Raw genomic sequence first — 20,667 nt, 5'->3', positions numbered from 1 at the left:
CGCGAGTCTTAGGTCTACTGGTCAGAAGCGGAATGCGCTTAACCCTTGCGTTCAAGTCTAGTCTTTAGTTTGTCCTCCTCCTTCTCGACGTACACGAATCCTTCCTTCAAGATCGAGCCGAAGAGCGGTCCGAACGTAAAGGTGATCGCGGATATTGCCGCTCCTATCGAGACGAAAGCCATGAAGGACGCGAAGATCTTGCCTCCAACAGTCATCGGCGACTGTGCAGGGCCCTCGGCTGTTGCTAGGAGGGACATGAAATAGAACGAGGTCACGATGTCCCACCCTTCCAGGCCCATCATTCCCAGCGTTCCAATAGCCATAACGACTCCTAGGATCACGATCGCGAAGAATGCCCTCTTCTTGAACGGAGATAGTGGATGTCGGACCAGTCTATTGACGCCTCCTTGAGTCATAAGTGGACAATTACTCTGATAGAATGCCACCTTAGCTCTTTCTATTGACCAGGTTGCCGCTTAGGCGTCATCGGTACCTCCGGCAGGGATCTCGTTCGATCTTTTCTTCGCTCGTCGCACAAGCTCTCCCTTCACTCGTTTCGACTCACCAGCTACTATTGGATAGCTTACGGAGTATGAAGTATCGAATCTCGATATTCTCGAGTTTTGTAACTAGGCGACCTTTTGTAACCTAGTTTTTGCTTTGGACAAAACGAGCCGAATAAATCCCTGAAACAACCATTAGGTATTTCGAGGGTCCTCCTGAAGAAGGCGAGCCTCGTGTCAAGAACATCATCGTCACAACATTCCTCAAGAACCGCGATACTATCTCAGGCCACGATTGATCCTTCAAACATTTCGAAGACTCCACAGGAGAATTACCTGGAGGCATTCCTCGCGAAATACCCAGATTATAGGAAGGCGCTATGGCTGGCTGCAAGGAGCGAAGAGGAAGGCCAAAACAACCCTTCTTATCAAGGATGGCAGTGGAGCGATCTGGAAATGCACCCCACAAGGGTCCTGAAGCTGGTCATCGAGGGAATCGCCAAGATTAGCCTGAGAACCAGAAGGGCAACCTACTATCTTCTGAAAGAGCCTGAACTAGTGAAAACAGTTCTCAAGAGTTCAGTTCTCAAGAAATAGTCAGAATCGATTCCCACGAAGCAAGATAGCTCGGATCAGAGGCTATTCTGAGAGTCTCGTTATTTCCAGCATCTTGGCAAAGTCGTTCAGCCCGCTTGCATAGTTGCCGTCTTCGCCGTTCCAAACAGAACGTCTGCTCAATATGAGCTCCTTCGCTTCTCTTAGAGGGATTCCGCAACTTACGAGGTAGGCCGCTGCGCATGTCGGGCTTCGGCCGAGCCCCATCTTGCAATGAAGGTAGACGGTCCGTCCTCCTCGAACGTGTTGCTCGATGAGCCGAGCGACGAGTCGAAGCTGACTTACAGGAACCGGGGCGAAAGTCTCCTCGACCTTTGGAGTCCGATCTTCATATTGCAAGCCTAGTTTATTGGCCCATTCCTCCTCTCGCGGATTCCTCGTAAGATCGACAATTACCGCCTTGCCTCCACCACGTTTCTTGATTTCTTCCAGATCCGCGAGCGTTGGGGCCGCACCAACCCACAATTCGTTAGCTAGTATCTCAGTAAAGTCCAATCCGTTTATCCCCTAATTGGGACGAGCGACAGATAATCGGCCATGCTAGGCCCTCGCAGTCCCCAAGTCGACAAATGCTCTAGCTGAGTTTCTTTGGGTCGAATTTGTTGCCAAATTTATCGAGGAAAGCTAGTTCCGAAATGGGCATGCGATTCTTCTTTCCAACTATCTTCTTGACTGGGTAGCCAAAACCTACGATCATAGTGGGCTTGAGGTCCGTTGGGAATCCGAAATCTCTCCGCATTGCCTCTTCCTTAATTCCGGTATACACTCCTGAGAGGACCCCGCTGTTCCAGGCAGAGAGCTGCATTTGCTGTACAGCTCGTCCGGTGTCGATCAAGTGGAACCCCAGTTTGGGGTCTGTCAAGAGAATGACCGCAAAGTCTGCCCCGGCGACCCAGGGACCACTCGTGCTATCCTCTCCCAGCTTCTTGATCAATTCTTTGTTTTGAACCATCACGAATCTCAAGTGTTGCTTGTTCATTCCTGTCTGAGTCGCTCTAGCAGCTTCGAGTACTTTCAACTTCACATCCGCGGGGACCTTCTTCGAACTGAATTGTCTAATATCGAGTTTAGTCAGAATTGCCTGATGAGTATCCATTTCTCTCAGAATGTGTCTGAGAATAGGCCTAAGTTAAAAAATGTCCCCTTTGGAGGCTCCATTCCACAGAGGGCGCAGGGAAAATCATGGTTGATCAGGTCACTGTTCAGAAGCAAGTAGTCGTACCAGAAGCAAAGCTGAAGGACTTCTGCAACAAAGTATGGATGAAGTTGGGAGTCCCGGCACGGGACGCCAAGATAACAACTGATGTGCTCGTACTAGCTGATCTGCGCGGGATCGAGTCTCATGGAGTCGCTCGCCTTCCTCGGTACTATTCGGATCTGAAGAATGGCTGGACGAAACCTACAGACCAAAGCAAGATCGTGAAGGAGACCAAGGCTACCGCTCTGATTGACGGGGGCCAGAGCTTGGGCCAGGTGGTTGGGCACAAGGGAATGGAATTGGCAATCAAGAAGGCCAAAGAAACTGCGGTCGGAATTGTTTCTGTCCGGAACTCTCACCACTACGGAATAGCAGGCTACTATAGCCTAATGGCCCTGGAACACAATTTGATTGGAATGAGCACGACCAACGCCGCTCCGCTTGTGGTACCCACTTTTGGGAGAAATGCCATCCTCGGTACAAACCCGATCAGTCTAACCGCACCCGCTGGGAAGGAGAGAGCATTCGTGCTGGACATGGCAACGTCAGTGGTGCCGCGTGGGAAGCTCGAGGTCTACGATCGAATGGGAAAGAAGATGCCTCTAGGATGGGCGGTGGACAAAACCGGAAGAGGAACAGACGACTCGCATGCTGTCCTCGACGCTCTATCGAAGAGATTGGGCGGCGGAATCCTACCGTTAGGCGGCGAAGGAGAAGAGCACTCGGGACACAAAGGGTATGGTCTAGCCCTTATGGTGGACGTTCTGAGCGGGGTCCTGAGCGGCGCAGCAACCGGCCTCGGCGTAGATGTTAACAAGGAAAAACCGAATGTCGGTCACTTCTTCATGGCTTTGGACCCAGCCGCGTTTCGACCCTTGGACGATTTCAAGAAAGACATGGACCGGTTGGCTCGAGAGTTGAAGGATTCGCCCAGAGCAGAAGGCCAATCACGGATCTACATTCACGGCGAGAAGAGCTACGCACGAATGGAAAAGTTCCAGAGGGAAGGCATTCCACTGAGTCCGAAGGTTGTCCAATCCATGAGACAAGTGGGAACAGAGATCGGCGTCCCGTGGCAATGAAGTACTCCTAGTTTACTGGATAATCTGAATCAAGAATCCACGGTGACAAGAACCTGGGCAAGCAAAGCCCAGGGAGAGCGAGAGGGCCAAATGCCTTGTCGCTTTCAAGATGAATATTGACAATTCGATTAATAAGCGAATCGGGACTGCGGCCCTAGAGAGTCACAGCTGTAGAAGCTATTTCCTCGGAGGCTCGTCTTCGGTTAAACAGGGCTTAAGAGGCATTTCACCTATTCTCAATCGTGGTCGTAGAATGAGGAGACTAATGGTCCTCGTCGGAGCTGTATTCTTACTGCTTGGAATCGCGGCTGAGAGCTTGTACATCGCCAACGAAAGAGTCGCGTACAATGGCGCAACAATCTCCTCTAATGCGTACATGATCTCTGGTCTCTTTCTCATCCTCTTGGGACTAGTCTTGACTTTGTCAGGAGCAAGAATCCCCAAGATCCGAATTCCGCATCTCTAGTTGCGGACGCCAATTCGAGTCTTGGAACGGACCTTGCTCAGCGTCTATCCTATTCGGAAGAGGGTTAGACTTTGGTTACGACACCAGGGTCGATTCTGACGGGCCGATGTCCAGTTATTCCGTGAGTGATGTCTCGAACCCCCACTGCGACTAGTACGACCGCGATTATGATTGCCAAAGCCAGCTGTCCTAAGGTCGGGTAGAGTATGACAAGTACGGAAAGAATCGCAGTCAGGACTCCTACGACTCCGATTAGTCCTCTTACCCAAATTGGAGGGTGACGAGCAAAACCTGCTGCTACAATCTCAACGACGCCTACAACTAGTAACGCGATTGCAACGAGCAGACTCAAGAAACCGATTACGAGTTGCGGATCAATTATCGCAATGGACCCGAGGATTAAGGCGATTATTCCCCCTCCGGCATTGAGCTCCCGAAACCAGGGCGCAAAATATCGCCCGTAAGCGCTAGCGAAAATTCGCGATAGACCTAGAATGACGAGCCCGATTCCCAAAGTGTAGGCAAGGACAGTAAGAGCAACTGATGAGTCAGCCAGCACGAAAAATGCGACTGCTAGAACTAAGAGGCCTGCAACGATCTCCAGAACGCGCAGCCAACCGGGACTTCTCTTTTCTATCAACTTGGGAGTCTTGTCAGATGTGGTCAGCTTGGTATTTAGTAGCTTTCATTCGATTCGCGGCAGAGGTCTAGAGACTAGACTCCAAAGAGACGTATGAGATAGGCAGCAAGCACAGTGGCGACTAAGGGTGCACCGAGTATTCCTGTCAAACGCGCAACTGTTCCGATGTCAAACGGCCAATCGTGCATCTGGTGCACCTCACGTTTGATAGCATCAATCGCTAGAAGTTCATTCACTATTCCTTCGCTCAACGGTGCCTCCCCCGCAGCCTCGACCTCGCTCATGACACGGTTGTGCCGACGTCCGACAAAGGCGGACTTCTCAGCCTTTACGGAGCTCATCTTCTTGTGAAGACCGAAAAGTGGAACGAGGAAGAAGAATAGGCCCGGAACTAGGAATATGGTCAGGCTTAGCTCGACTGCGAAATTGGGATATAGAAAAATTGGGAATGTCAGCAATATTGCGACGACATAGATCGTTATCAGATGAAGACAGGTATTCGCGAAAGGTTTCAGGCCCAAAGTCCTGTCATCGGTGAAAACCTTCAGACGCATGGGGAGCCTTCCCATTTTGTAGATCGCAACCATAGATGATAAGAAGACCCAGAGAAAAGTCGCTTGGAGCAAGCGGGTGTAGCTGTAGAGAAGCTCTCTCAGCAAGTTTTGAAGCAATGAATATCCGGGGTTGAATATGGGTTCCAAAATCAACACGCTCGTCGACAGGAGTAGCACCCAAGTCGCGGCGACCGGCCGGAAGTCGCTTAGATAGCTTGTTTGGATACGTGATTTGTCAGCTCCTATGGATACCGCGTATTGCTCAAGATCTTCGACACGGCGACGTATGTAGCTGGACGCTAACAAAATGTAAACGATGTTAACTAGGAGGAGAGGAACGCCGAGCAAAATATCGCCAGTAAAGTCTGTCTTTACACCGTAAGCATAGTACCCTAACGAAGTCATGATAAGAGGCGGAAGAAATCCAACCAGAAACACTCCGGCCCAAAATGGTAGACCGGCACGAGAGAAGAGACGCTCAAACCAGAGCTTGGATGAATCATCCAACGAGAGCACGGTAAGGCAGGACCCTAGAGCAGTCTATTATTCTTCGCAGATCTCCAATAGGTCGTCGATTCAAGCTAGGTTCTCTAGAACTTCACGTTCTACGGGGAAATCTACTCCTTCTTGTTTGCAGAAATCGACGAGGCCAACGTAGAATCGTATCAATGTCCTGAAGAGTTCAGGCCTAGGCGGGTTGCCGTACCTTAGGGTCCGTATTGTCGCGAAGTTCTTGTGCAGTTTCCCGAATTTCTTGTAAGCTTTGAAGATTTCTCGATCGCTAACAAAACCAGTTTCGTTCAGAGCCGCGACGGCATTTGCTGCCGAATGCGTCACATTGCTGATGTTATCTTTCAAGACTATGTCGTCCTTCTTCAGGAATGCGTTCTTGGCTCGGCAGAAGTCCTCGAAAGAGTATATCATGGCCAGTTCTGCGGATTTCCGAAACACGTTGCTGGGGATCCTGCGAGCTTGATCCTCTAGCCGCGGTAGCAATTCGTCTGGATCATATACACCCAGAATCTTTGTGAAGCCACCAAGAGTCTCCGGCAGCTCCGGGTGTGGCTCGCGTAGTTTCGAGATCGCGGTTTTCCATGTCTCGAAGTTTAGACTGCAATGGGTGTCGTCTACAATCTTGTAGGTGTAGGCTGTCGTTTTGAGCCTTTGAAGAATTATTAGAAGGTCGACGTCGGAAAATTTCTCTGCCGTTCCCCTAGCAACGGATCCTATGAGGCCGACCGCCAAGAGATTTGCGCCGAAGCTCTTCTTGAGCTCGCCCAACACGGTCCGCGCTATGGATCTCTTTTTCCTCAGAATCGCTTCGCTAGAAGCCAATTGCGAAACGTCGTCCTAGCCACTCTGGGAGCTTGACCAGTCGTCTAGCGTTCGTTTTGTTTTTGACGGAGGTCTCGCTCCTTTCTTCTTGACTGTTTGTAGGAAGCGGTGCATTTGTTGTTCTCTCTTCTGGCTTGTCCAGTAGTAAGCCTCGTCGATTGTTCCCTCCGACATGAGTACAGTCATCTTGCCGTGTCGAGTCCTTCCCGTCCTGCCTCTTCGTTGTATCAGACGGATCTCGGAGGGAACGGCTTCGTAAAATATCACATGGTCGACGTCTGGGACGTGCAATCCTTCCTCGCCGATGCTTGTCGTTACGAGAATATTGTGGCGCCCTTGTCGAAAGTCCTCTAGAATACTTGTCTGCTGGTCTTGGCTCAGGCCTACATCATCCGCGTCCCGGGTTGCCTGACCGACGAAGCGGACAGCCGAGACGCCATCGAGTTTGTTCAGTCTGTCGACAAGGGTCTCGACTGTATCTCTGTACTGGGTGAAAACTATGACCTTCGAATGCTTGTTCAGTTTCAACTCTGCCTCGACCAGCTCGCGGAGCCTTTTCTGTTTCGGATGTTCTCTTTCTTCCATCGAGAATGCGAGCCGTCTGGCTTCGAGAATCTTCGCGTCTCTTGAGAGGCTCTTGCCCGACTTGCTCCTAGCAGTCTCAAGCTTCGCGAGGTATCTCGTGAGATTGTGCAAGCCTTGTGTCTCTAGCACGTCGATCGCATGACTCAGCGACATCGCCTGGGCCTGAAGAATGACAGCTCCATACAGGGCTCCGGACCCGCCTCTTCTCAGGCTCTTTCGCAGTTTCTCCCCCAGTTCCAGTAGCATCCGCTTGTTTGCGCGAACACCTGTTGGCAATTGATGCATAGCTCTGAGTTTGTCCGTCCTCTCCTCCATCGCCGCTCGAAGAATCTTGCTGATGTCTTTGTATGCCGCAGGGAGAGGAACGCGCTCCCAGTTGATGGTAACGTCGTTGACGTACTGAGCCACATCCTCGTCGTCTTCCGTTCTCATCTCTACATTCGTGATGGCGAGCTTGTCGCAGATCTCTTGGACTCGCTCTTTTCTCGCGCTCGGAGAGGCGGTCAGCCCGAGTATCAATGGGCTTGACGCCTGACGCTTATAGTTCTCAGCTACCTCAGAGTATGCATAGTCGCGGACGCATCGATGAGCTTCGTCGAAGACGATCAAACATGCTGGCTCAAGTGAGTACCGTTCGCTCAGGACGTCGTTCCTGATTACCTCAGGGGTGGCAAAGATGAGTTGGGAGCCCTCGAAGTCGGTGACTCTCATGGATGGAGGAGTCTCCCCGGTAAGCACTGATGAGACGACTTTCTTGTCGGGGAAGTGTTGTTTGAAATACTCGGAATGTTGGAGGACTAGTGGTTTTGTCGGGGCAAGGATGAGGACTTTGCCGTTTTGATGGTCTAAAAGGCGCTTGACAGCTACGAGTAAGGCGATAATGGTCTTGCCTAAGCCAGTCGGGATTACAACGAGAGTGTTTGCCTTTGCTGCGGACTCTGCAATGGCAATTTGGTATTCTCTTGCCTCGATACCGAGTGGCTCGGTGACTTGCAGTTTGCCCTTACGCCTACTAATCTAAGGAGAAGGCGGAAGGGGGTTTAAGGGTGTGCGCCTGATTTCTTGAATGTGTTTTCTTCCAAAGGTCAGCAAGAGAACAGATGCCGAGACCCAGGCAACTAGGGCTGCGTTCACGTACATCGCTCTGAGTGGCTTGCCGAAGTATAGAAAGCCCAACATAGCTAAGACCACAGCGAAAATGCTCAAAGTCTGGTATCGATCCAGCAACCCAAAGTCTCTGCGGCCAACAGTCCAGAGCTTGTAAACGGTCGCCAGAAAAAGCGCGAACCCGACAGAGCCTAGAGTCGCCAAAGAGAGGAGCGTCCAATACTGCACTTTGAGAATTAGGAGACCTATTTCATCGGCTACTAGACCAATTCCCGCCCCGAAAACTAGGGCTGTGTCCCATCTTGTGCGGATATCTGTTGCAACGACCATGATTGTTGACGACGCCAGCAACAACAGAACTCCATAGTAGAGATGATGGACGTGAAATCCCTGAACTCTGATAACAGGACAAGACTGAGTACACTTCGCCTCTACGGCGACGAATAGTCTTGCGACGAGAACGGCCATTGTAAACCCTAGGGCTGCAAAGAGGAATCCTACTGGTCCAAGAAGTGGTGCGCCCTTTGGCCGGCTCAATCTGGCCTATACCTCATCCATCCGACCTTCTTTAGTCTATCCCGGTTCTTGTAATCTCTAACAGTGTTTTTAAGAAAAATCCTCATCTACAACTTTGTGCGGATATCGAGAATGGAAGACCGGACCCGAGCTATTCATACTGGTAACGAGTGAACAGCATAGAGGAACTTGTTATGGCATGGAAGGAGTTGAGCCACAACGGCGTGGCATTTCCCCCAGCCTATGAGCCGAGGCGGCTTTCCATACGAGTCCACGGCACTTTGGTCCAACTCTCTCCTGAGGCTGAGGAGTTAGCGTATGCTTGGGGAAAGAAGAGAACTACGCCTTACATCCAAGACCCTGTGTTTCAGACTAATTTTCTGTCGGACTTTCTCAAACTTCTACCCTCAAGCTTTGCAAATGCAAAGTATTCCGAGATCGACTTCACCCCCGTCTACGAGTATCAATCAAAGGAGGAGCTGCAGAAACAGGATCTTGACTACAAGAAGAAAACGGCAGCTCAGCGAAAGCAGCTTCGCTTGTCGTTGAAGGAAAAGTATGGTTTCGCGGAGATTGATGGGGTTAAGACTGAGATTGCTAACTGGATGGTAGAGCCTCCCAGTCTCTTCATGGGAAGAGGCAGCCATCCAATGAGGGGACGTTGGAAGCCGAGAATCAACCCCGATGACGTTGTTCTAAACCTGTCTGAGAATGCTGAGGCTCCACCGGGCAACTGGAAAGATATTGCTCATGATCACGGGTCCATCTGGATTGCTTACTGGGTAGACAAGCTCAGCAACGTTCGCAAGTACGTCTGGCCAAGTGACATCTCTGATCTTCGTCAAGAACGAGATAAGCTCAAGTATGATTCGGCCCGGAATCTGCAACGCCGTCTCCCAGACGTTCAACAGTTCATCGACAAGAATCTACAGTCACCTGACTTGAAGATGCGCAAGCTTGCAAGCGTCGCCTATCTCATAGACAACCTAGCGATGAGGGTCGGAGACGAGAAGGATGAGGATGAGGCAGACACAGTAGGCGCATCAACCCTCAGAGTCGAGCACCTCAAATTCCTTCCTCATGGGATCGAATTCGACTTCCTAGGAAAGGACAGCGTTCGATGGCAAAAAATCCTGAAAGTCGATGGTACAAACGCGCCAATTCGCAAGAACCTCCAAGAATTCACACGGGGAAAGAGGCCAGAGGATCTCGTTTTTGACGGAGTAACTTCTCAACACGTTAACCGTTTCCTCAACAAGGCGGTGAGGGGACTAACAGCGAAGGTATTCAGGACGCACCACGCAACGGAGACAGTTCAAACTTACCTGCGAAGACACAACAGCTTCAAGCCCCAAGAGTCACCCTACGTCAAACTGCACCATGCCCGGGTTGCGAATCTCGAAGCGGCGATCAGGTGCAACCACAAACGGACACCACCGAAGACTTGGGAAGGAAGCCTGCTCAAGAAGCAACAACGACTGGATGAACTGAAGACAAGGGAGGTCAAGACGGACAAACAGAAGATGAGGCTGGAGGAACGCATCAGAAAACTAAAGCTCGACGTGGACCTCCAGAAACGGACTCGCGATTACAACCTGAACACTTCTCTCAGAAACTACATTGACCCAAGAGTCTACAAGAACTGGGCGAACAAAGCCGAATACGACTGGAAGAGCATCTATCCTAAGACTCTGCAACGAAAATTTCTCTGGGCTTCCAGAGCTAAGACCTGATCTGTAACTGCAATCGAGGAAGAGGTCCGTGCGTCGAACAAGTTGTCATTTGTCAGTCAGGTGAAGTTGACCGACCCATGGACGAGTCGTACCATCGGTGGTAGTAATAGTACAAACCTGTCGTCGCGCTTACAGGTTTGCCTGTGAACTTGTAGGTCTCTGATCCGGTGGCGGAGTTGTCCTGTCCGTAGGGCTGGTAGTTGTCGCTGAAGACAATATTCCTGTTCTGGTCGGTGACCATCCGGGTGCTTCCTAGGGGATCAGTGTGATAGAAGCCGGTCGGGTTTGAGCCGTAATGGGCTATTCGGAGCCTCCAGCAAAGACGTAGTTGTTCTCGAGCCCGCTTCGCAGCTCAGCAAGCGTTTCCGTGCCCATATAACCATAGAACAGCGTGTTTCCCCCTCGATGGATTCGACTCGGCGTCCCAGCCCATCATACGCATACAAGCTCTTCGTCACGGTATTGTTGGTCGCGCTGACAAGGTTCCCTGTTGGACTCCAGGAGAAGGCCCATTGCGTGTTGCCTGTAACTCTAGAAACTAGATTGCCGTTATTATCGTACGCGTATCTGGTCGTGACCCCGGAAGCAAGGGAACTCGTTAGCTCGTTGTTCAGCACGTTGTATGTGTAGGTAGTCGCGATTCCGTTTAGAACCTGTTGAGCCCTGTTTCCGACGCTATCGTATAGGAACGAGGCAAGGGTCTTGGTTAGCCCGGATGTAACATTCGAGTTTACAAGCCTCTGGAGAGGATCGTAGGCATACTTCTCGCTAACAGTTACCTGTGCGTTAGAAGTGTTTGTCAACCAGCCGGAGACGCTGGCGACGGTACCTGTGTTATTGTACTGGTATGCAAGATACATGAGCGTCGTACCACCATTTTTCAGTTTGACTGACGAGGCCTGGCCGGGCCTCGTGTAGGTGCAGTTTGTAGCCAAGGACCCATTGACCCAAGAAGTGTCAACAATATTAGAGCTGTCACCAGAATTACAGTGGTGAGTCTGTTGGTTCGCCTCCCCGGATACGGCATCATAACAGGCTTAACGAGCACAACGGATCTGGCTCCAACCATGGGCAGGCACCGTTTCTGTCAGTATTTGATGATCTGACGTCATTGAAACAAAACAACCAAATTAGCTTGTGACGCTCGTGTTAGATGTAAACGAGTTCCTTTCAGTGCTTACGCACAACATATTCGGCCCCGAGTCCTCTTCTGTTCCTGAACCCCAGTTCTTTCCAGACGAACGGGTTTGCAGCCTAGAGTTGGCGCGATCGACATGTTGATGAAATGGATTATCGCTCCCTCAGAGAAGAAACCGAAGGCTCGGCCCGGCAATCCTTTGCGGTATCGTCTCACACTAGACGTGGGTGAGATCGCAATTCCAAACTGGCCTAGAACTACGGTTCAGGAACGGCTAATGTCGACACATCGAGACAATTACGCCGCCCTTATCCTCGACCTATCGCGTTTTCTTGGGGCCTTTTAGCCAGCCTCCGATTCCGAGCTCCCTGGGCTTGCTATCTGGATCAATTGTAATCGAGCCGTCGTTGTGGAATTGAAGCCGTCGCCATCTGTTGTCACTAACCATTCCGCGGAGGGTTCTTACCCTCACAAAGTGCTGGACCTGTCCTCCCTCGTCACCGGTCCGGAATTCGATAATGCCGTCGCAAAGCGATTCGAACTGTTTATAGAAAGAATCGGAAGCGATTCCCATCATCAACGAATGAAACATCGCGAGACCCCGCATCTTTGCATAGGGAATGATCCTCGTCCTCCAAATGTCAATAATCAACTTCTCATCGGTATAGTGACACATCACAGAGGTGTTGTCATCAATGTGTAACCACCTCTTTTCTTCTTCAGCAACTCCCTCTCGGATGATAGTGACAACTTTGCGGCTCCAGTGATTGAGGTCAAAGGACTGATGTTCGTAAGCTTCCCTTCCCTTCGACCGCATACCCTCGGGAGTTTCAGGGTGAGCTAGTCCGGTCATCACATCGTACGTGTCCAGTATTCTGAGATGGTCTTTCTGCTCCAGTTCTCTCACGTTCAATCCGAGTTTGGTCAGGGAGTCTCGAACTTCGTGGGGTGGATGCATGTAGGTATGGTATTCCGTGCGCGCTCCGTTTCTCAAAGCGCTCGCTGCTATGGTAAGGGATGTTTCGTACCATGGGGAGTCTGGACCGAACTCAACTAGATAACTTGCTCCGAATCTGATTCCATTAGGAACGAGATCCTCGAGGATTGCCAGCGCCGGGGTCTGTTCCATGGTTTGAGTCTCACTCTCTATGAGCGGTCTATTTTCTCTAACACTTATGGTTAAAGCTGAACTAGCTCCACTTGCAGGTATTCGAACCACACAGGGAATGTGGCCTTGCCAAAGCCCAATCTATTGATTACCACCGACGTCGTCAACCAAACTAGCATTCAGGCGCTTTCCAAATATGCGAGAGTTTTCAGCTCGACCGGTCTCGACGAGGCATCGCTAGTCCAACTGCTACCGTCAATAGACGTTCTTCTTGTGTTCTTCTGGCCCAGTTTCCTATCCCCTGAACACTTGTCGACGATGCGGAATCTGCGATTTGTCCAGAGTATCCTCGCTGGTGTCAACCACATTCCCTTTTCCCAGCTTGACAAGAGGGTCATAGTCAGCAGCAATGCTGGAGCCTATTCTGACGAGGTTGCTGAATATGCTTGGTCTCTGTTGCTTTCAGCTGCCAAGAGGATAGTTGACTTTCATAACGCGGTAAAGACGGGGCAATGGTCTTTGAGGCGAACTCTAGGCGGGAAGCAAGTAACGATTTTGGCGGAAAGGACACTAGGCATTCTTGGATACGGAGGGATAGGGTCCACCGTTGCACGAATCGGTAAAGGGTTCGAGATGAAGGTCTTCGCGTTCTCAAGAAAACCGGTTCGAGAGAAAGGCGTGAGACAGTTTCAGGGAGACAAGGGACTCCTGAGAGTCCTAGCAGAAAGCGACGCAGTCATAATCTCACTCCCGCTGACAAAGTTCACGACTAAGATCATTGGCGCGGACAAACTTGCCACGATGAAGAAAGATGCGATCCTCGTGAACATTGCGCGCGGAGAGCTTGTGGATGAAAGCGCCCTCTACGAGCACCTGAAGAACAACCCAGATTTTCGATACGCAACCGATGTATGGTGGTATCGCGAGGGAAAGGAATCCCTCAAGACAACCCATCCGTTCTTCGAATTGTCCAACTTCATCGGGACTCCTCACGTATCAGGGCCATCAGGATTAGCCACTGGAAAGCCGGTGAGGTTTGCGGTTGAGAATGTGACACGGTTCCTTCGAGGCCTCAAGCCAAAGAACATCGTAAACCCCGCAGAATACCTCGCCACAGAAAGGCAAGAATACTAGATTCTAATCGTCATCCAGTAATCGTCTTGGCAAGAAGATCCAATGACACGTTGCCACCCGATATTACTAGCACCACTTTCTCACCAAGTTTCTCCAAATCCCGATTAGCGAGGAGGACAGCGGCGGGCGCGGCTCCAGAGGGTTCTGGGAAAATGTGGGCATCACGAATTAACAGCTTCATTGCTGCAAGGATCTCGTCGTCTGAAACAGTGTAAACGCCGTCGACGTGCTTCCTGCATGCTTCAAGGGTTAGCTCTCCTATCGCTGATGGGATAAGCCCGTCCGCGATTGATTTTGGCGAGTCTAAAGTGACAATCTTGCCAGCCTTTAGTGCTGCTTGGAGTTTCGGTGCGTTCTCCGGTTCGACCCCGTAGACTCTCGCTTCTGGCCTCAGCGATTTGATCGCGATGGATATGCCGGAGATGAGGCCTCCTCCTCCAACTGGAACTATTACCGAGTCGAAGTCGACAAGTTGATTCGCTATCTCTAGCCCACAGGTTCCTTGACCAGCGATTATGTCAGGGTCGTTGAATGGGTGGACGAGTGTCGCTCCGGTCTTGCCGACGATTTCCTTGGCCTTCGCATCACGATCGGTCGTGTATTTTCCATACTTGATTGCCTCGGCACCGTGCTCGATGATAGTGTTGACTTTCTCCTGGACCGCTGTCTCGGGCAGTATTACGGTACATTTCTTTCCAAGGAGCCGAGAACTGTATGCTACCGCCATTCCATGATTCCCGGAAGAAACCGCGATGATGTTCTTGGATGACAGTTGGGAGATCTTGTTGTAAGCCCCTCGAATCTTGAAGACCCGTATGGGCTGGAAGCATTCGAGCTTCAAGTAGACGAGGCGGCCGAATCTCTTCGAGAGCGATGGCGACTCCACCAGCGGAGTCTTGGTTGCTACTCCTTCGATTCGCCTACTGGCCGCGACAATGTCCTCTAACGCTGGCAAACGGCCGTGGATCATGAATCCGTCGAGCATTTCCCTAATCGGTTGAGGGTTAAAGTTAGGGATCGGAGCAAGAATCGCCTAAAATCAGCCGTGATCGCGATTCTGGCAAGCCTCGGGTCAAATGTCGGAAATTCGTTCGGAATTGTCCGCTACTTTCCAAGCCTATCCAAGCCTAGAATTGTGCCCTGAACGGGCAGACTCGCCCAGAATCAGAACCAGACAGGAAATGGTTTTGGAAAATAGGGGGTCGTAGCGACCGACCCTTGAGTCGCAAGAGTGGCTCTCTGAGACCCGCAGGAAAGCGATCATCTGATCCGCACTAAAGGAAGGTCCAGTCGCATTCTCGAAGTTTTGCCCTTTTCACCGAATGATTGAGAGACAGGCCTTGAATCCTTCTAGGAAGCGCTAAGACGCATGAGCTGACCAAGAACTCTTTCGCGAATCTTATCGGCAGACGGAAGCGTCTTCGATAATCGCCCGTTCGAAAGAAGCGGCACAGGCAACCTGCCTGTCTTCCCTCCGCAATTAGGACATTCGGGCTCAGTCGCAGTCGCGCTTGTTACCTTCTCTATCAGACAATCATCGCATCTCCAGACCATTTTCTTCCCACCCAACTTGCCTCTTTTCGCCACGGATTTCCCGTCAGCTTCCACGATATCCAGTGCGAAGTCGATGCTAGGTGCGTTGCTGACTGAGGTTCCAACTCCAAATCCGTCAGCTCCAGCGAGGGATAGATCAGCGACCGTTTCATCATTGAGTCCGCCCGAGACAAAAATCTTCACATGATCAAATCCCCTTGAGTCCAGCTCCCATCTTACCTCTCGAACAATCTCAGCGAAATTGCCTCTTCTCGAGCTAGGCGTATCCAACCGGACCCCGTAGAGATCCTTACCTAGAGCTTCCGCAGCCAGGATAGATTCCGTTTTCTCGTCGTAATACGTGTCGACCAGCGCTATTCTCGGTACCTTCTTCGGCATGTGTTTGTTGAAGCTCTTCCAAGCCCTAACCGGGTCTCCGATGGCAATTATCAGCGAGTGAGGCATCGTTCCAGCAGGGTCCTTTCCAAGAAGCCTTGCGCCGACAATGCTTGAGACCTCATCGAACCCGCCAACGTAGCATGACCTATCGATCATCGGGGCGAGAGCTGGATGAGCTCTGCGAATTCCGAAGGAGAGAAGAGTTTTCCTGCCAGCGGCTCTCCTCACGCGGGCCGCCATGGTCGTTATCCCAGATGCTTGGCAGAGAAGTCCGAGTAACGGAGTCTCATAGAGACAGAAATCCAAGTATCGGCCTTCAAGCAACATAACGGGCTCTCGTACACCTTCTACATCACTCGAATGAAACAGGGTTCCTTCCGGGAAAGAGTGAACATCGATGGGTACATCTTCCAAGAGATGGGCTGCTTCCTCCACTCCAGCAAGTATGCCCCACTCCCAATTCCTTGGAAGAGAGCCCGTCGTGATTTCTGCAGTTACTCTAAGCTCGGAGAGTCCCTCGCTTTCCAGAATCTCCTTTGTCCGCGTAAAGTAAACGTCCGTTGTCTCCGCATTCTTGATCTCGTCATCAGTTGCCACCTGGAATTTTCTCATACCGTTCAAATGTCGAGTTCTTCTGAGCGAATTATAATGTTAGGGTGACAAGCGTCTTGCCACTCCAGATTAAACATCTGACAAGTTATAACTAGGCTCAGCGACACTCAATAATGCTGGTCAGGTAGACGTGAGATCACTGGAAGAGCTCTCGAAGAGTGCCCGCGAGCTAAAGGAACGCGGCATGTCTACGTATGAAATAGCTGATGAGCTCAAGGTTCAAGCAGACACGGTAGTGTGGCTTCTACTTCACGGCAAAGAGGGAGTCAAGACGAAAGAGGCGTATGATGTCTACGTTAACTGGAACCCGATCGGATCCAGCGTTCGACGCCTAACCCTCGTTGGCCGAGCTATGGCAGACATGGTCAGAGATGCGATCGATGCCGGATTGATGGAAGAGCCTGAAGTTGTAGCCGGCATCGAAAGCGGTGGCATGGCCTTAGGCCTCATCGTCGCAAGATCGTTGAACAAACCTATCGCTTCCGTACGCCCACAGCGACTCGGCGAGAAAAAAGTCGCAGGCGCTGTAAACCCGAGCTTCTCTCGAGTCGAGGGCAAGAAGGTTCTGATCGTCGACACGATACTCCGGATGGGAGAGACAATCAGGGCGGCTATCGAAACACTTACTGGAGTAAAGGCAAAAGCTGTGGGAGTAGTCGTCCTAGCCAACAAGAGTGGAAAAGAGAGTATTGAAGGAGTTCCCTTACGATCTCTGGTCGAGCTATTGCCAGTGGCAAAGCAGTAAGCCGCCTGTTGATCAATGGAAATAGAACGATCGAATAGGATTCTGTCCTGGTCAAAAGCGTGCAATTATATCCTACGGATGCGTTAGGTATAACGGAAGAATAGAAGATGGCGACCAAGTTCATGCAGTCCCTAGACCCGCAGGTCTACGCGGAACTCCGGAAGATGGCAAAAGAACGAGGCGTAACCATGCAGGAACTGATCAGAGCCGTAATCGTGCCAGATTGGATGGATAAAGATGGAAGCAGACGCGCCGGCACGTCTCCCGGACGATCGCGAACAACACGCAGCCCGTCCAAGAGAGTCAGAGCAAAGATAGCAGCTTAGCCCGCAAAGACAACCCAGGCAACGCTTATTTCTTGGCAAACGGGACATTTTCCTATCGGAGAATCAATAGATTGTCAGCTCAGGACCGAGTTCCCGCGTACGGGATCTCTCTGCTCGCTGGAATATTGACCTTCATCGGTGGCGTGGCAAAAGCGTCTACTAGTGGTCTCATCAAATACACCGCTTCGGGCGCCGCCTTCAACAATTTCGTAGGAAATAGCGTTCGGTCGACTAATTTCGGATTCGCCCTAGCTAGCGCACGAATTTCAGCCATCTTGCTCGTTGTCTCTGGGATCCTCGTCTTAGTCAGTGCGGTAGTGATGAGTTTTCGAACCCATCAATATTCCGCCTGGGGAACTATCATCGTGGTCTTCTCCGTAATCGGGCTGTTCGCTGCCGGCAACTTCCTCACAGGAGTCGGGTCAGTTTTAGGGATAATCGGCGGGCTCTTGGCGATCACCTACAAGACAGCGTCTCGTTCAGTACAGACCTAACCTCCGAACCAGTTCTCAGACTCTAGGCACTCATTGAGCCTAGTCTTATCTTCAGCCTGTAATCAGCTACAGTTAAGAATACCTTGAGTCAGGAAACAAAGCTGACCTATGTTACATTGCTCGCTGACCCGAGCATTCATCCGAAATATGAATCGGCACTAAAACAAGTTGAGGCCGATTTTGGGAAACATCGTTCCATGTTCATCAACGGCAGAAAGGTTCTCGCTGGAGAGGGAGAATTCGACGTTAGAAGCCCGCTAGACACCAAGATTCTTCTTGGGTACTTCCAGAAGGGAAAGGCACAGCACGCACGAAAGGCAATCGAGGCGGCCAAGGATGCGTTCGAGGAATGGAGCCGCAAACCGTGGACAGAACGAGTTGCCATTATCCGCAAAGCCGCAGACCTAATGGAAGAGAAACGATTCGAGCTTGCAGCCCTCATCACATACGAGGTCGGCAAGAACAGATACGAGGCCGTCGCGGAAGCGAGCGAGGCAATCGACATGCTCGACTATTACGCTGACTTGATGGAACATGATGATGGATACGTGAAGCCTATGCAACCCGGCGCCCCTGGAGAGACATCGAAGAGCGTTCTCCGTCCTTACGGAGTTTGGGCGGTCATTTCACCATTCAATTTCCCACTGGCGTTAGCAGCAGGCATGGTAGCATCTGCACTTGTCACTGGCAACACAGTTGTGTTTCATCCAACTAGCGCTGCACCATTGTCTGGACTCAAACTCTACGAGATACTTATCAAAGCCGGAGTGCCGCCTGGAGCACTGAGTTATCTTACGGGTCCCGGCGAATCGTTTGGCGACGAGGTCACTGGGAACCTCGATGTTGCGGGCATAGCTTTCACCGGCTCGAAAGATGTCGGCATGAAACTCTACCGCGATTTCGTTAACAGGCAGCCCTATCCGAAACCGTTCATTGCTGAGATGGGGAGCAAGAATCCCGCCGTAATCACGTCAAGTGCAGACCTTGAGAAAGCAGCGGAAGGCGTCGTCCGAGGAGCGTTCGGATACAGCGGCCAAAAGTGCAGCGCCACCTCTCGAGTCTACGTGGAGAGAGGTATCAAGAACGATTTTCTCAAAATCCTCAAGGACAAGGTAGAGAACCTCAAAGTCGGAGACCCAAGAGACAAGGACACTTTCGTCGGTCCCGTTATCAATGAGAAAGGCGTCAAGAAATACCAGCGCTCCCTAGAAATCGCGAAGAAAGATGGCGGCAAAGTCGTTGCCGGAGGTGGCCTACCAGACGACAAGAAACTGTCTAAGGGTTACTATGTCAAACCGACAGTCGTCACCGGCCTACCCTCGAACGATCGTCTTGTGAAAGAGGAACTCTTCCTGCCTTTCGTTGTCGTTGACGAGGTCAAGAGCCTGGATGAGGCGTTGAAAAAAGCAAATGACACAGACTTCGGCCTGACAGCAGGAATCTTCAGCAACGATCAGACCGAGATTGACACCTTCTTCAAGAACATCGACTTCGGCGTCACATATTCAAACAGAAAGGGCGGCGCAACAACAGGCGCCTGGCCAGGCTCTCAGTCGTTTGGCGGCTGGAAAGGCAGTGGTGCGACAGGCAAGGGAGTCGGCGGACCATACTATCTGTTAGAATTCATGCACGAACAGGCTCAGACCGTAGTCAAAGACGCCTAGACAGCCAATCGATCTATCTCTTCCAAGAACAACTCCTCTTTCCCTAGAGGAAAGACACCTGAGGCTGCAACGGAGTGCCCGTCACCGAATCCACCAATATTTGCACATGAGTCGGGAAGAATCCTTGACAGAGGAGGTTTCTTGCTTCTTTCGATCAATGTAGTGAGGATTCGTGGAGCTCTTCCAGAGACCTTGATCATGGATGAGGGTAATTTTCCCCAACCGGGAATGTCTGGTGGAATACTCATCATGCCGATCAGGTATTTGACGGGGTTGACGCCTTGCTGGAATAGTAAGTAGGAGCAAAAACTCCCGACCACTTTGCCTCCCATGCCTTTGTAATTTTCATGGGCGTGGAACCATTGGATGCTTTTCTTCTGCGAGAGGCCATCCTTCTTTATTGTCGCGAGCATTTTTCGATTAGCTTGTTTTCGTTCTTCCTCGAACTCCTTGGCCCTCTCAATCGCTTGTTCATCGAAGCCACTTAGGCAGGCACCGACACCAACCGCGGGTCCGTTTCGGTAGTAGCCAACCGAGCCCAAGATGTTGAGAAGACTGGAGGCTCGCGTTCTAGTGAGATTCATCCCCTTCGCTTCGATCCTAAGGTCCCCCTTGCCAGAATCACGAATCAGTCCCCCGTCTTTCGCGTCTTTCATTGCGATCAAGTTGAGTCCTTGCGTTTCGCCGGGTAGTTCCAGAGACCCGATGGTTGCTAGGTGGGCGTAGTTGGAAGTTCCGGGATCGACAGCTTTGCAAAACAGGTAGGCCACTGTCGCGGAGGAGGCGTCCTTCTCGCCCGAAAAACCGTACAATTCAGGGTTCAGATTGTAGAGCATTGGATCCTGAATTGGAGAAGTATCGTGGTGGTCGAGAACTAGGATTAGACTTCTAGTACTGTTTGCTTTGATTAGCCAATCAACATGGCCGGAGCCAAGTCGACGTAGGCAACGATGCGTCTGGCGCCTGATTCGATGTCTTTTACGACCTCTGGATATAACTTGTCGAGACAGATTAGCCTCGTCTCAAGTCCGAGCTGTGTCAGGGCTATTTTGGTCAGTGTTGCTGAGGTGAGTCCGTCTGCTTCATCGTGATGGAGAACGACAGCTTCTCGGATGCCGGACTTCCGAATGTCCGATACAGCAGCCTGTGTCTTTTTCTGGAAACCCGGAAGGTCTTCCAC

Annotated in this window: 25 protein-coding genes; 10 read left to right on the top strand and 15 right to left on the bottom strand. The window is 51.2% G+C overall.

Annotation, left to right across the window (positions count from 1 at the left end; translation table 11 throughout):
- Nucleotides 1–38 precede the first annotated feature (38 nt).
- The gene (locus VGS11_07055) at nucleotides 39–446 is read right to left on the bottom strand and encodes a hypothetical protein (protein HEV2119843.1); all 408 of its coding nucleotides are present in this window, start codon (nucleotides 444–446) and stop codon (nucleotides 39–41) included.
- A 291-nt stretch (nucleotides 447–737) separates the two neighbouring features.
- On the opposite strand from VGS11_07055, the gene VGS11_07050 reads away from it, so the two are divergent.
- Nucleotides 738–1,100, top strand: coding sequence for a hypothetical protein (locus VGS11_07050; GenBank protein HEV2119842.1), 363 nt, complete (start codon nucleotides 738–740; stop codon nucleotides 1,098–1,100).
- 42 nt (nucleotides 1,101–1,142) lie between these two features.
- On the opposite strand, the gene VGS11_07045 is transcribed toward VGS11_07050, so the two are convergent.
- On the bottom strand, nucleotides 1,143–1,613 hold the full coding sequence (locus VGS11_07045) for a dual specificity protein phosphatase family protein (GenBank protein HEV2119841.1): 471 nt from the start codon (nucleotides 1,611–1,613) through the stop codon (nucleotides 1,143–1,145).
- A 79-nt stretch (nucleotides 1,614–1,692) separates the two neighbouring features.
- Entirely contained in the window at nucleotides 1,693–2,214 is a 522-nt protein-coding gene (locus VGS11_07040) for a nitroreductase family protein (protein ID HEV2119840.1), read from the bottom strand.
- Nucleotides 2,215–2,300: 86 nt separating this feature from the next.
- Between VGS11_07040 and VGS11_07035 the strand changes: the two genes are divergently transcribed.
- Together VGS11_07035 and VGS11_07030 are read left to right on the top strand one after the other, a co-directional pair.
- Nucleotides 2,301–3,398 carry an Ldh family oxidoreductase gene (locus VGS11_07035; GenBank protein ID HEV2119839.1) on the top strand — a complete coding sequence of 366 codons (1,098 nt, stop codon included), beginning with the start codon at nucleotides 2,301–2,303 and terminating at the stop codon, nucleotides 3,396–3,398.
- A 253-nt stretch (nucleotides 3,399–3,651) separates the two neighbouring features.
- Complete coding sequence (locus tag VGS11_07030) at nucleotides 3,652–3,864, top strand: hypothetical protein (protein ID HEV2119838.1); 213 nt, start codon at nucleotides 3,652–3,654, stop codon at nucleotides 3,862–3,864.
- Nucleotides 3,865–3,928: 64 nt separating this feature from the next.
- On the opposite strand, the gene VGS11_07025 is transcribed toward VGS11_07030, so the two are convergent.
- The 5 genes from VGS11_07025 to VGS11_07005 form a co-directional block, all read right to left on the bottom strand.
- A complete protein-coding gene (locus tag VGS11_07025; GenBank protein HEV2119837.1) occupies nucleotides 3,929–4,504 on the bottom strand; it encodes a DUF308 domain-containing protein in 576 nt (191 codons plus the stop codon).
- 74 nt (nucleotides 4,505–4,578) lie between these two features.
- On the bottom strand, nucleotides 4,579–5,463 hold the full coding sequence (locus VGS11_07020; GenBank protein HEV2119836.1) for a hypothetical protein: 885 nt from the start codon (nucleotides 5,461–5,463) through the stop codon (nucleotides 4,579–4,581).
- Between the two features lie 171 nt (nucleotides 5,464–5,634).
- Entirely contained in the window at nucleotides 5,635–6,393 is a 759-nt protein-coding gene (locus tag VGS11_07015; protein HEV2119835.1) for a nucleotidyltransferase domain-containing protein, read from the bottom strand.
- 15 nt (nucleotides 6,394–6,408) lie between these two features.
- The gene (locus VGS11_07010) at nucleotides 6,409–7,950 is read right to left on the bottom strand and encodes a helicase-related protein (protein ID HEV2119834.1); all 1,542 of its coding nucleotides are present in this window, start codon (nucleotides 7,948–7,950) and stop codon (nucleotides 6,409–6,411) included.
- A 45-nt stretch (nucleotides 7,951–7,995) separates the two neighbouring features.
- On the bottom strand, nucleotides 7,996–8,622 hold the full coding sequence (locus tag VGS11_07005; protein HEV2119833.1) for a hypothetical protein: 627 nt from the start codon (nucleotides 8,620–8,622) through the stop codon (nucleotides 7,996–7,998).
- A gap of 149 nt (nucleotides 8,623–8,771) precedes the next feature.
- On the opposite strand from VGS11_07005, the gene VGS11_07000 reads away from it, so the two are divergent.
- Nucleotides 8,772–10,334 carry a DNA topoisomerase I gene (locus VGS11_07000; GenBank protein ID HEV2119832.1) on the top strand — a complete coding sequence of 521 codons (1,563 nt, stop codon included), beginning with the start codon at nucleotides 8,772–8,774 and terminating at the stop codon, nucleotides 10,332–10,334.
- Nucleotides 10,335–10,386: 52 nt separating this feature from the next.
- Here VGS11_07000 and VGS11_06995 read toward each other — a convergent pair whose 3' ends face one another.
- A complete protein-coding gene (locus VGS11_06995) occupies nucleotides 10,387–10,575 on the bottom strand; it encodes an RHS repeat-associated core domain-containing protein (protein HEV2119831.1) in 189 nt (62 codons plus the stop codon).
- A gap of 19 nt (nucleotides 10,576–10,594) precedes the next feature.
- Nucleotides 10,595–11,269: a hypothetical protein gene (locus VGS11_06990; protein HEV2119830.1), complete on the bottom strand. Its 675-nt coding sequence runs from the start codon at nucleotides 11,267–11,269 to the stop codon at nucleotides 10,595–10,597.
- Nucleotides 11,270–11,581: 312 nt separating this feature from the next.
- On the opposite strand from VGS11_06990, the gene VGS11_06985 reads away from it, so the two are divergent.
- Nucleotides 11,582–11,818 carry a hypothetical protein gene (locus VGS11_06985; protein HEV2119829.1) on the top strand — a complete coding sequence of 79 codons (237 nt, stop codon included), beginning with the start codon at nucleotides 11,582–11,584 and terminating at the stop codon, nucleotides 11,816–11,818.
- On the opposite strand, the gene VGS11_06980 is transcribed toward VGS11_06985, so the two are convergent.
- Entirely contained in the window at nucleotides 11,792–12,601 is an 810-nt protein-coding gene (locus VGS11_06980) for a hypothetical protein (GenBank protein ID HEV2119828.1), read from the bottom strand. The genes VGS11_06985 and VGS11_06980 overlap by 27 nt on opposite strands.
- A 105-nt stretch (nucleotides 12,602–12,706) precedes the next feature.
- Here VGS11_06980 and VGS11_06975 point away from each other — a divergent pair, with 105 nt between their 5' ends.
- Nucleotides 12,707–13,714 carry a 2-hydroxyacid dehydrogenase gene (locus VGS11_06975; protein HEV2119827.1) on the top strand — a complete coding sequence of 336 codons (1,008 nt, stop codon included), beginning with the start codon at nucleotides 12,707–12,709 and terminating at the stop codon, nucleotides 13,712–13,714.
- Between the two features lie 10 nt (nucleotides 13,715–13,724).
- Here the strand turns inward: VGS11_06975 and VGS11_06970 are convergent, their stop codons facing one another.
- Complete coding sequence (locus tag VGS11_06970) at nucleotides 13,725–14,699, bottom strand: threonine/serine dehydratase (protein HEV2119826.1); 975 nt, start codon at nucleotides 14,697–14,699, stop codon at nucleotides 13,725–13,727.
- Between the two features lie 365 nt (nucleotides 14,700–15,064).
- On the bottom strand, nucleotides 15,065–16,258 hold the full coding sequence (locus VGS11_06965; protein ID HEV2119825.1) for a nicotinate phosphoribosyltransferase: 1,194 nt from the start codon (nucleotides 16,256–16,258) through the stop codon (nucleotides 15,065–15,067).
- A 130-nt stretch (nucleotides 16,259–16,388) separates the two neighbouring features.
- Here VGS11_06965 and VGS11_06960 point away from each other — a divergent pair, with 130 nt between their 5' ends.
- From VGS11_06960 to VGS11_06945, 4 genes are all read left to right on the top strand, one after another.
- Nucleotides 16,389–17,003 (top strand): orotate phosphoribosyltransferase-like protein, encoded by a 615-nt coding sequence (locus tag VGS11_06960; protein ID HEV2119824.1) that lies wholly within the window; start codon nucleotides 16,389–16,391, stop codon nucleotides 17,001–17,003.
- Between the two features lie 107 nt (nucleotides 17,004–17,110).
- The gene (locus VGS11_06955) at nucleotides 17,111–17,329 is read left to right on the top strand and encodes a ribbon-helix-helix protein, CopG family (protein HEV2119823.1); all 219 of its coding nucleotides are present in this window, start codon (nucleotides 17,111–17,113) and stop codon (nucleotides 17,327–17,329) included.
- Nucleotides 17,330–17,400: 71 nt separating this feature from the next.
- Nucleotides 17,401–17,823 (top strand): hypothetical protein, encoded by a 423-nt coding sequence (locus tag VGS11_06950; protein HEV2119822.1) that lies wholly within the window; start codon nucleotides 17,401–17,403, stop codon nucleotides 17,821–17,823.
- 83 nt (nucleotides 17,824–17,906) lie between these two features.
- The gene (locus VGS11_06945; protein ID HEV2119821.1) at nucleotides 17,907–19,487 is read left to right on the top strand and encodes an aldehyde dehydrogenase family protein; all 1,581 of its coding nucleotides are present in this window, start codon (nucleotides 17,907–17,909) and stop codon (nucleotides 19,485–19,487) included.
- On the opposite strand, the gene VGS11_06940 is transcribed toward VGS11_06945, so the two are convergent.
- Together VGS11_06940 and VGS11_06935 are read right to left on the bottom strand one after the other, a co-directional pair.
- Nucleotides 19,484–20,323, bottom strand: a complete 840-nt coding sequence (locus VGS11_06940; GenBank protein ID HEV2119820.1) for a DHH family phosphoesterase — start codon at nucleotides 20,321–20,323, stop codon at nucleotides 19,484–19,486. The two genes, VGS11_06945 and VGS11_06940, sit on opposite strands and share 4 nt — an antisense overlap.
- Nucleotides 20,324–20,394: 71 nt before the next feature.
- On the bottom strand, nucleotides 20,395–20,667 hold the full coding sequence (locus VGS11_06935; GenBank protein ID HEV2119819.1) for a hypothetical protein: 273 nt from the start codon (nucleotides 20,665–20,667) through the stop codon (nucleotides 20,395–20,397).

This window comes from Candidatus Bathyarchaeia archaeon (genome assembly GCA_035935655.1).
In the GTDB taxonomy this organism is placed as follows: Archaea; Thermoproteota; Bathyarchaeia; order 40CM-2-53-6; family 40CM-2-53-6; genus 40CM-2-53-6.
This window is presented reverse-complemented; position numbering and strand designations above follow the sequence as displayed.

Excerpts from the sequence above, each read along its gene's own strand:
- VGS11_07040 (HEV2119840.1), bottom strand. The coding sequence starts at position 2,214 with ATGGATACTCATCAGGCAATTCTGACTAAACTCGATATTAGACAATTC.
- VGS11_07035 (HEV2119839.1), top strand. The coding sequence starts at position 2,301 with ATGGTTGATCAGGTCACTGTTCAGAAGCAAGTAGTCGTACCAGAAGCA.
- VGS11_07030 (HEV2119838.1), top strand. The coding sequence starts at position 3,652 with ATGAGGAGACTAATGGTCCTCGTCGGAGCTGTATTCTTACTGCTTGGA.
- VGS11_07020 (HEV2119836.1), bottom strand. The coding sequence starts at position 5,463 with ATGACTTCGTTAGGGTACTATGCTTACGGTGTAAAGACAGACTTTACT.
- VGS11_06995 (HEV2119831.1), bottom strand. The coding sequence starts at position 10,575 with ATGGTCACCGACCAGAACAGGAATATTGTCTTCAGCGACAACTACCAG.
- VGS11_06980 (HEV2119828.1), bottom strand. The coding sequence starts at position 12,601 with ATGGAACAGACCCCGGCGCTGGCAATCCTCGAGGATCTCGTTCCTAAT.
- VGS11_06970 (HEV2119826.1), bottom strand. The coding sequence starts at position 14,699 with ATGCTCGACGGATTCATGATCCACGGCCGTTTGCCAGCGTTAGAGGAC.
- VGS11_06965 (HEV2119825.1), bottom strand. The coding sequence starts at position 16,258 with ATGAGAAAATTCCAGGTGGCAACTGATGACGAGATCAAGAATGCGGAG.
- VGS11_06955 (HEV2119823.1), top strand. The coding sequence starts at position 17,111 with ATGGCGACCAAGTTCATGCAGTCCCTAGACCCGCAGGTCTACGCGGAA.
- VGS11_06940 (HEV2119820.1), bottom strand. The coding sequence starts at position 20,323 with ATGCTCTACAATCTGAACCCTGAATTGTACGGTTTTTCGGGCGAGAAG.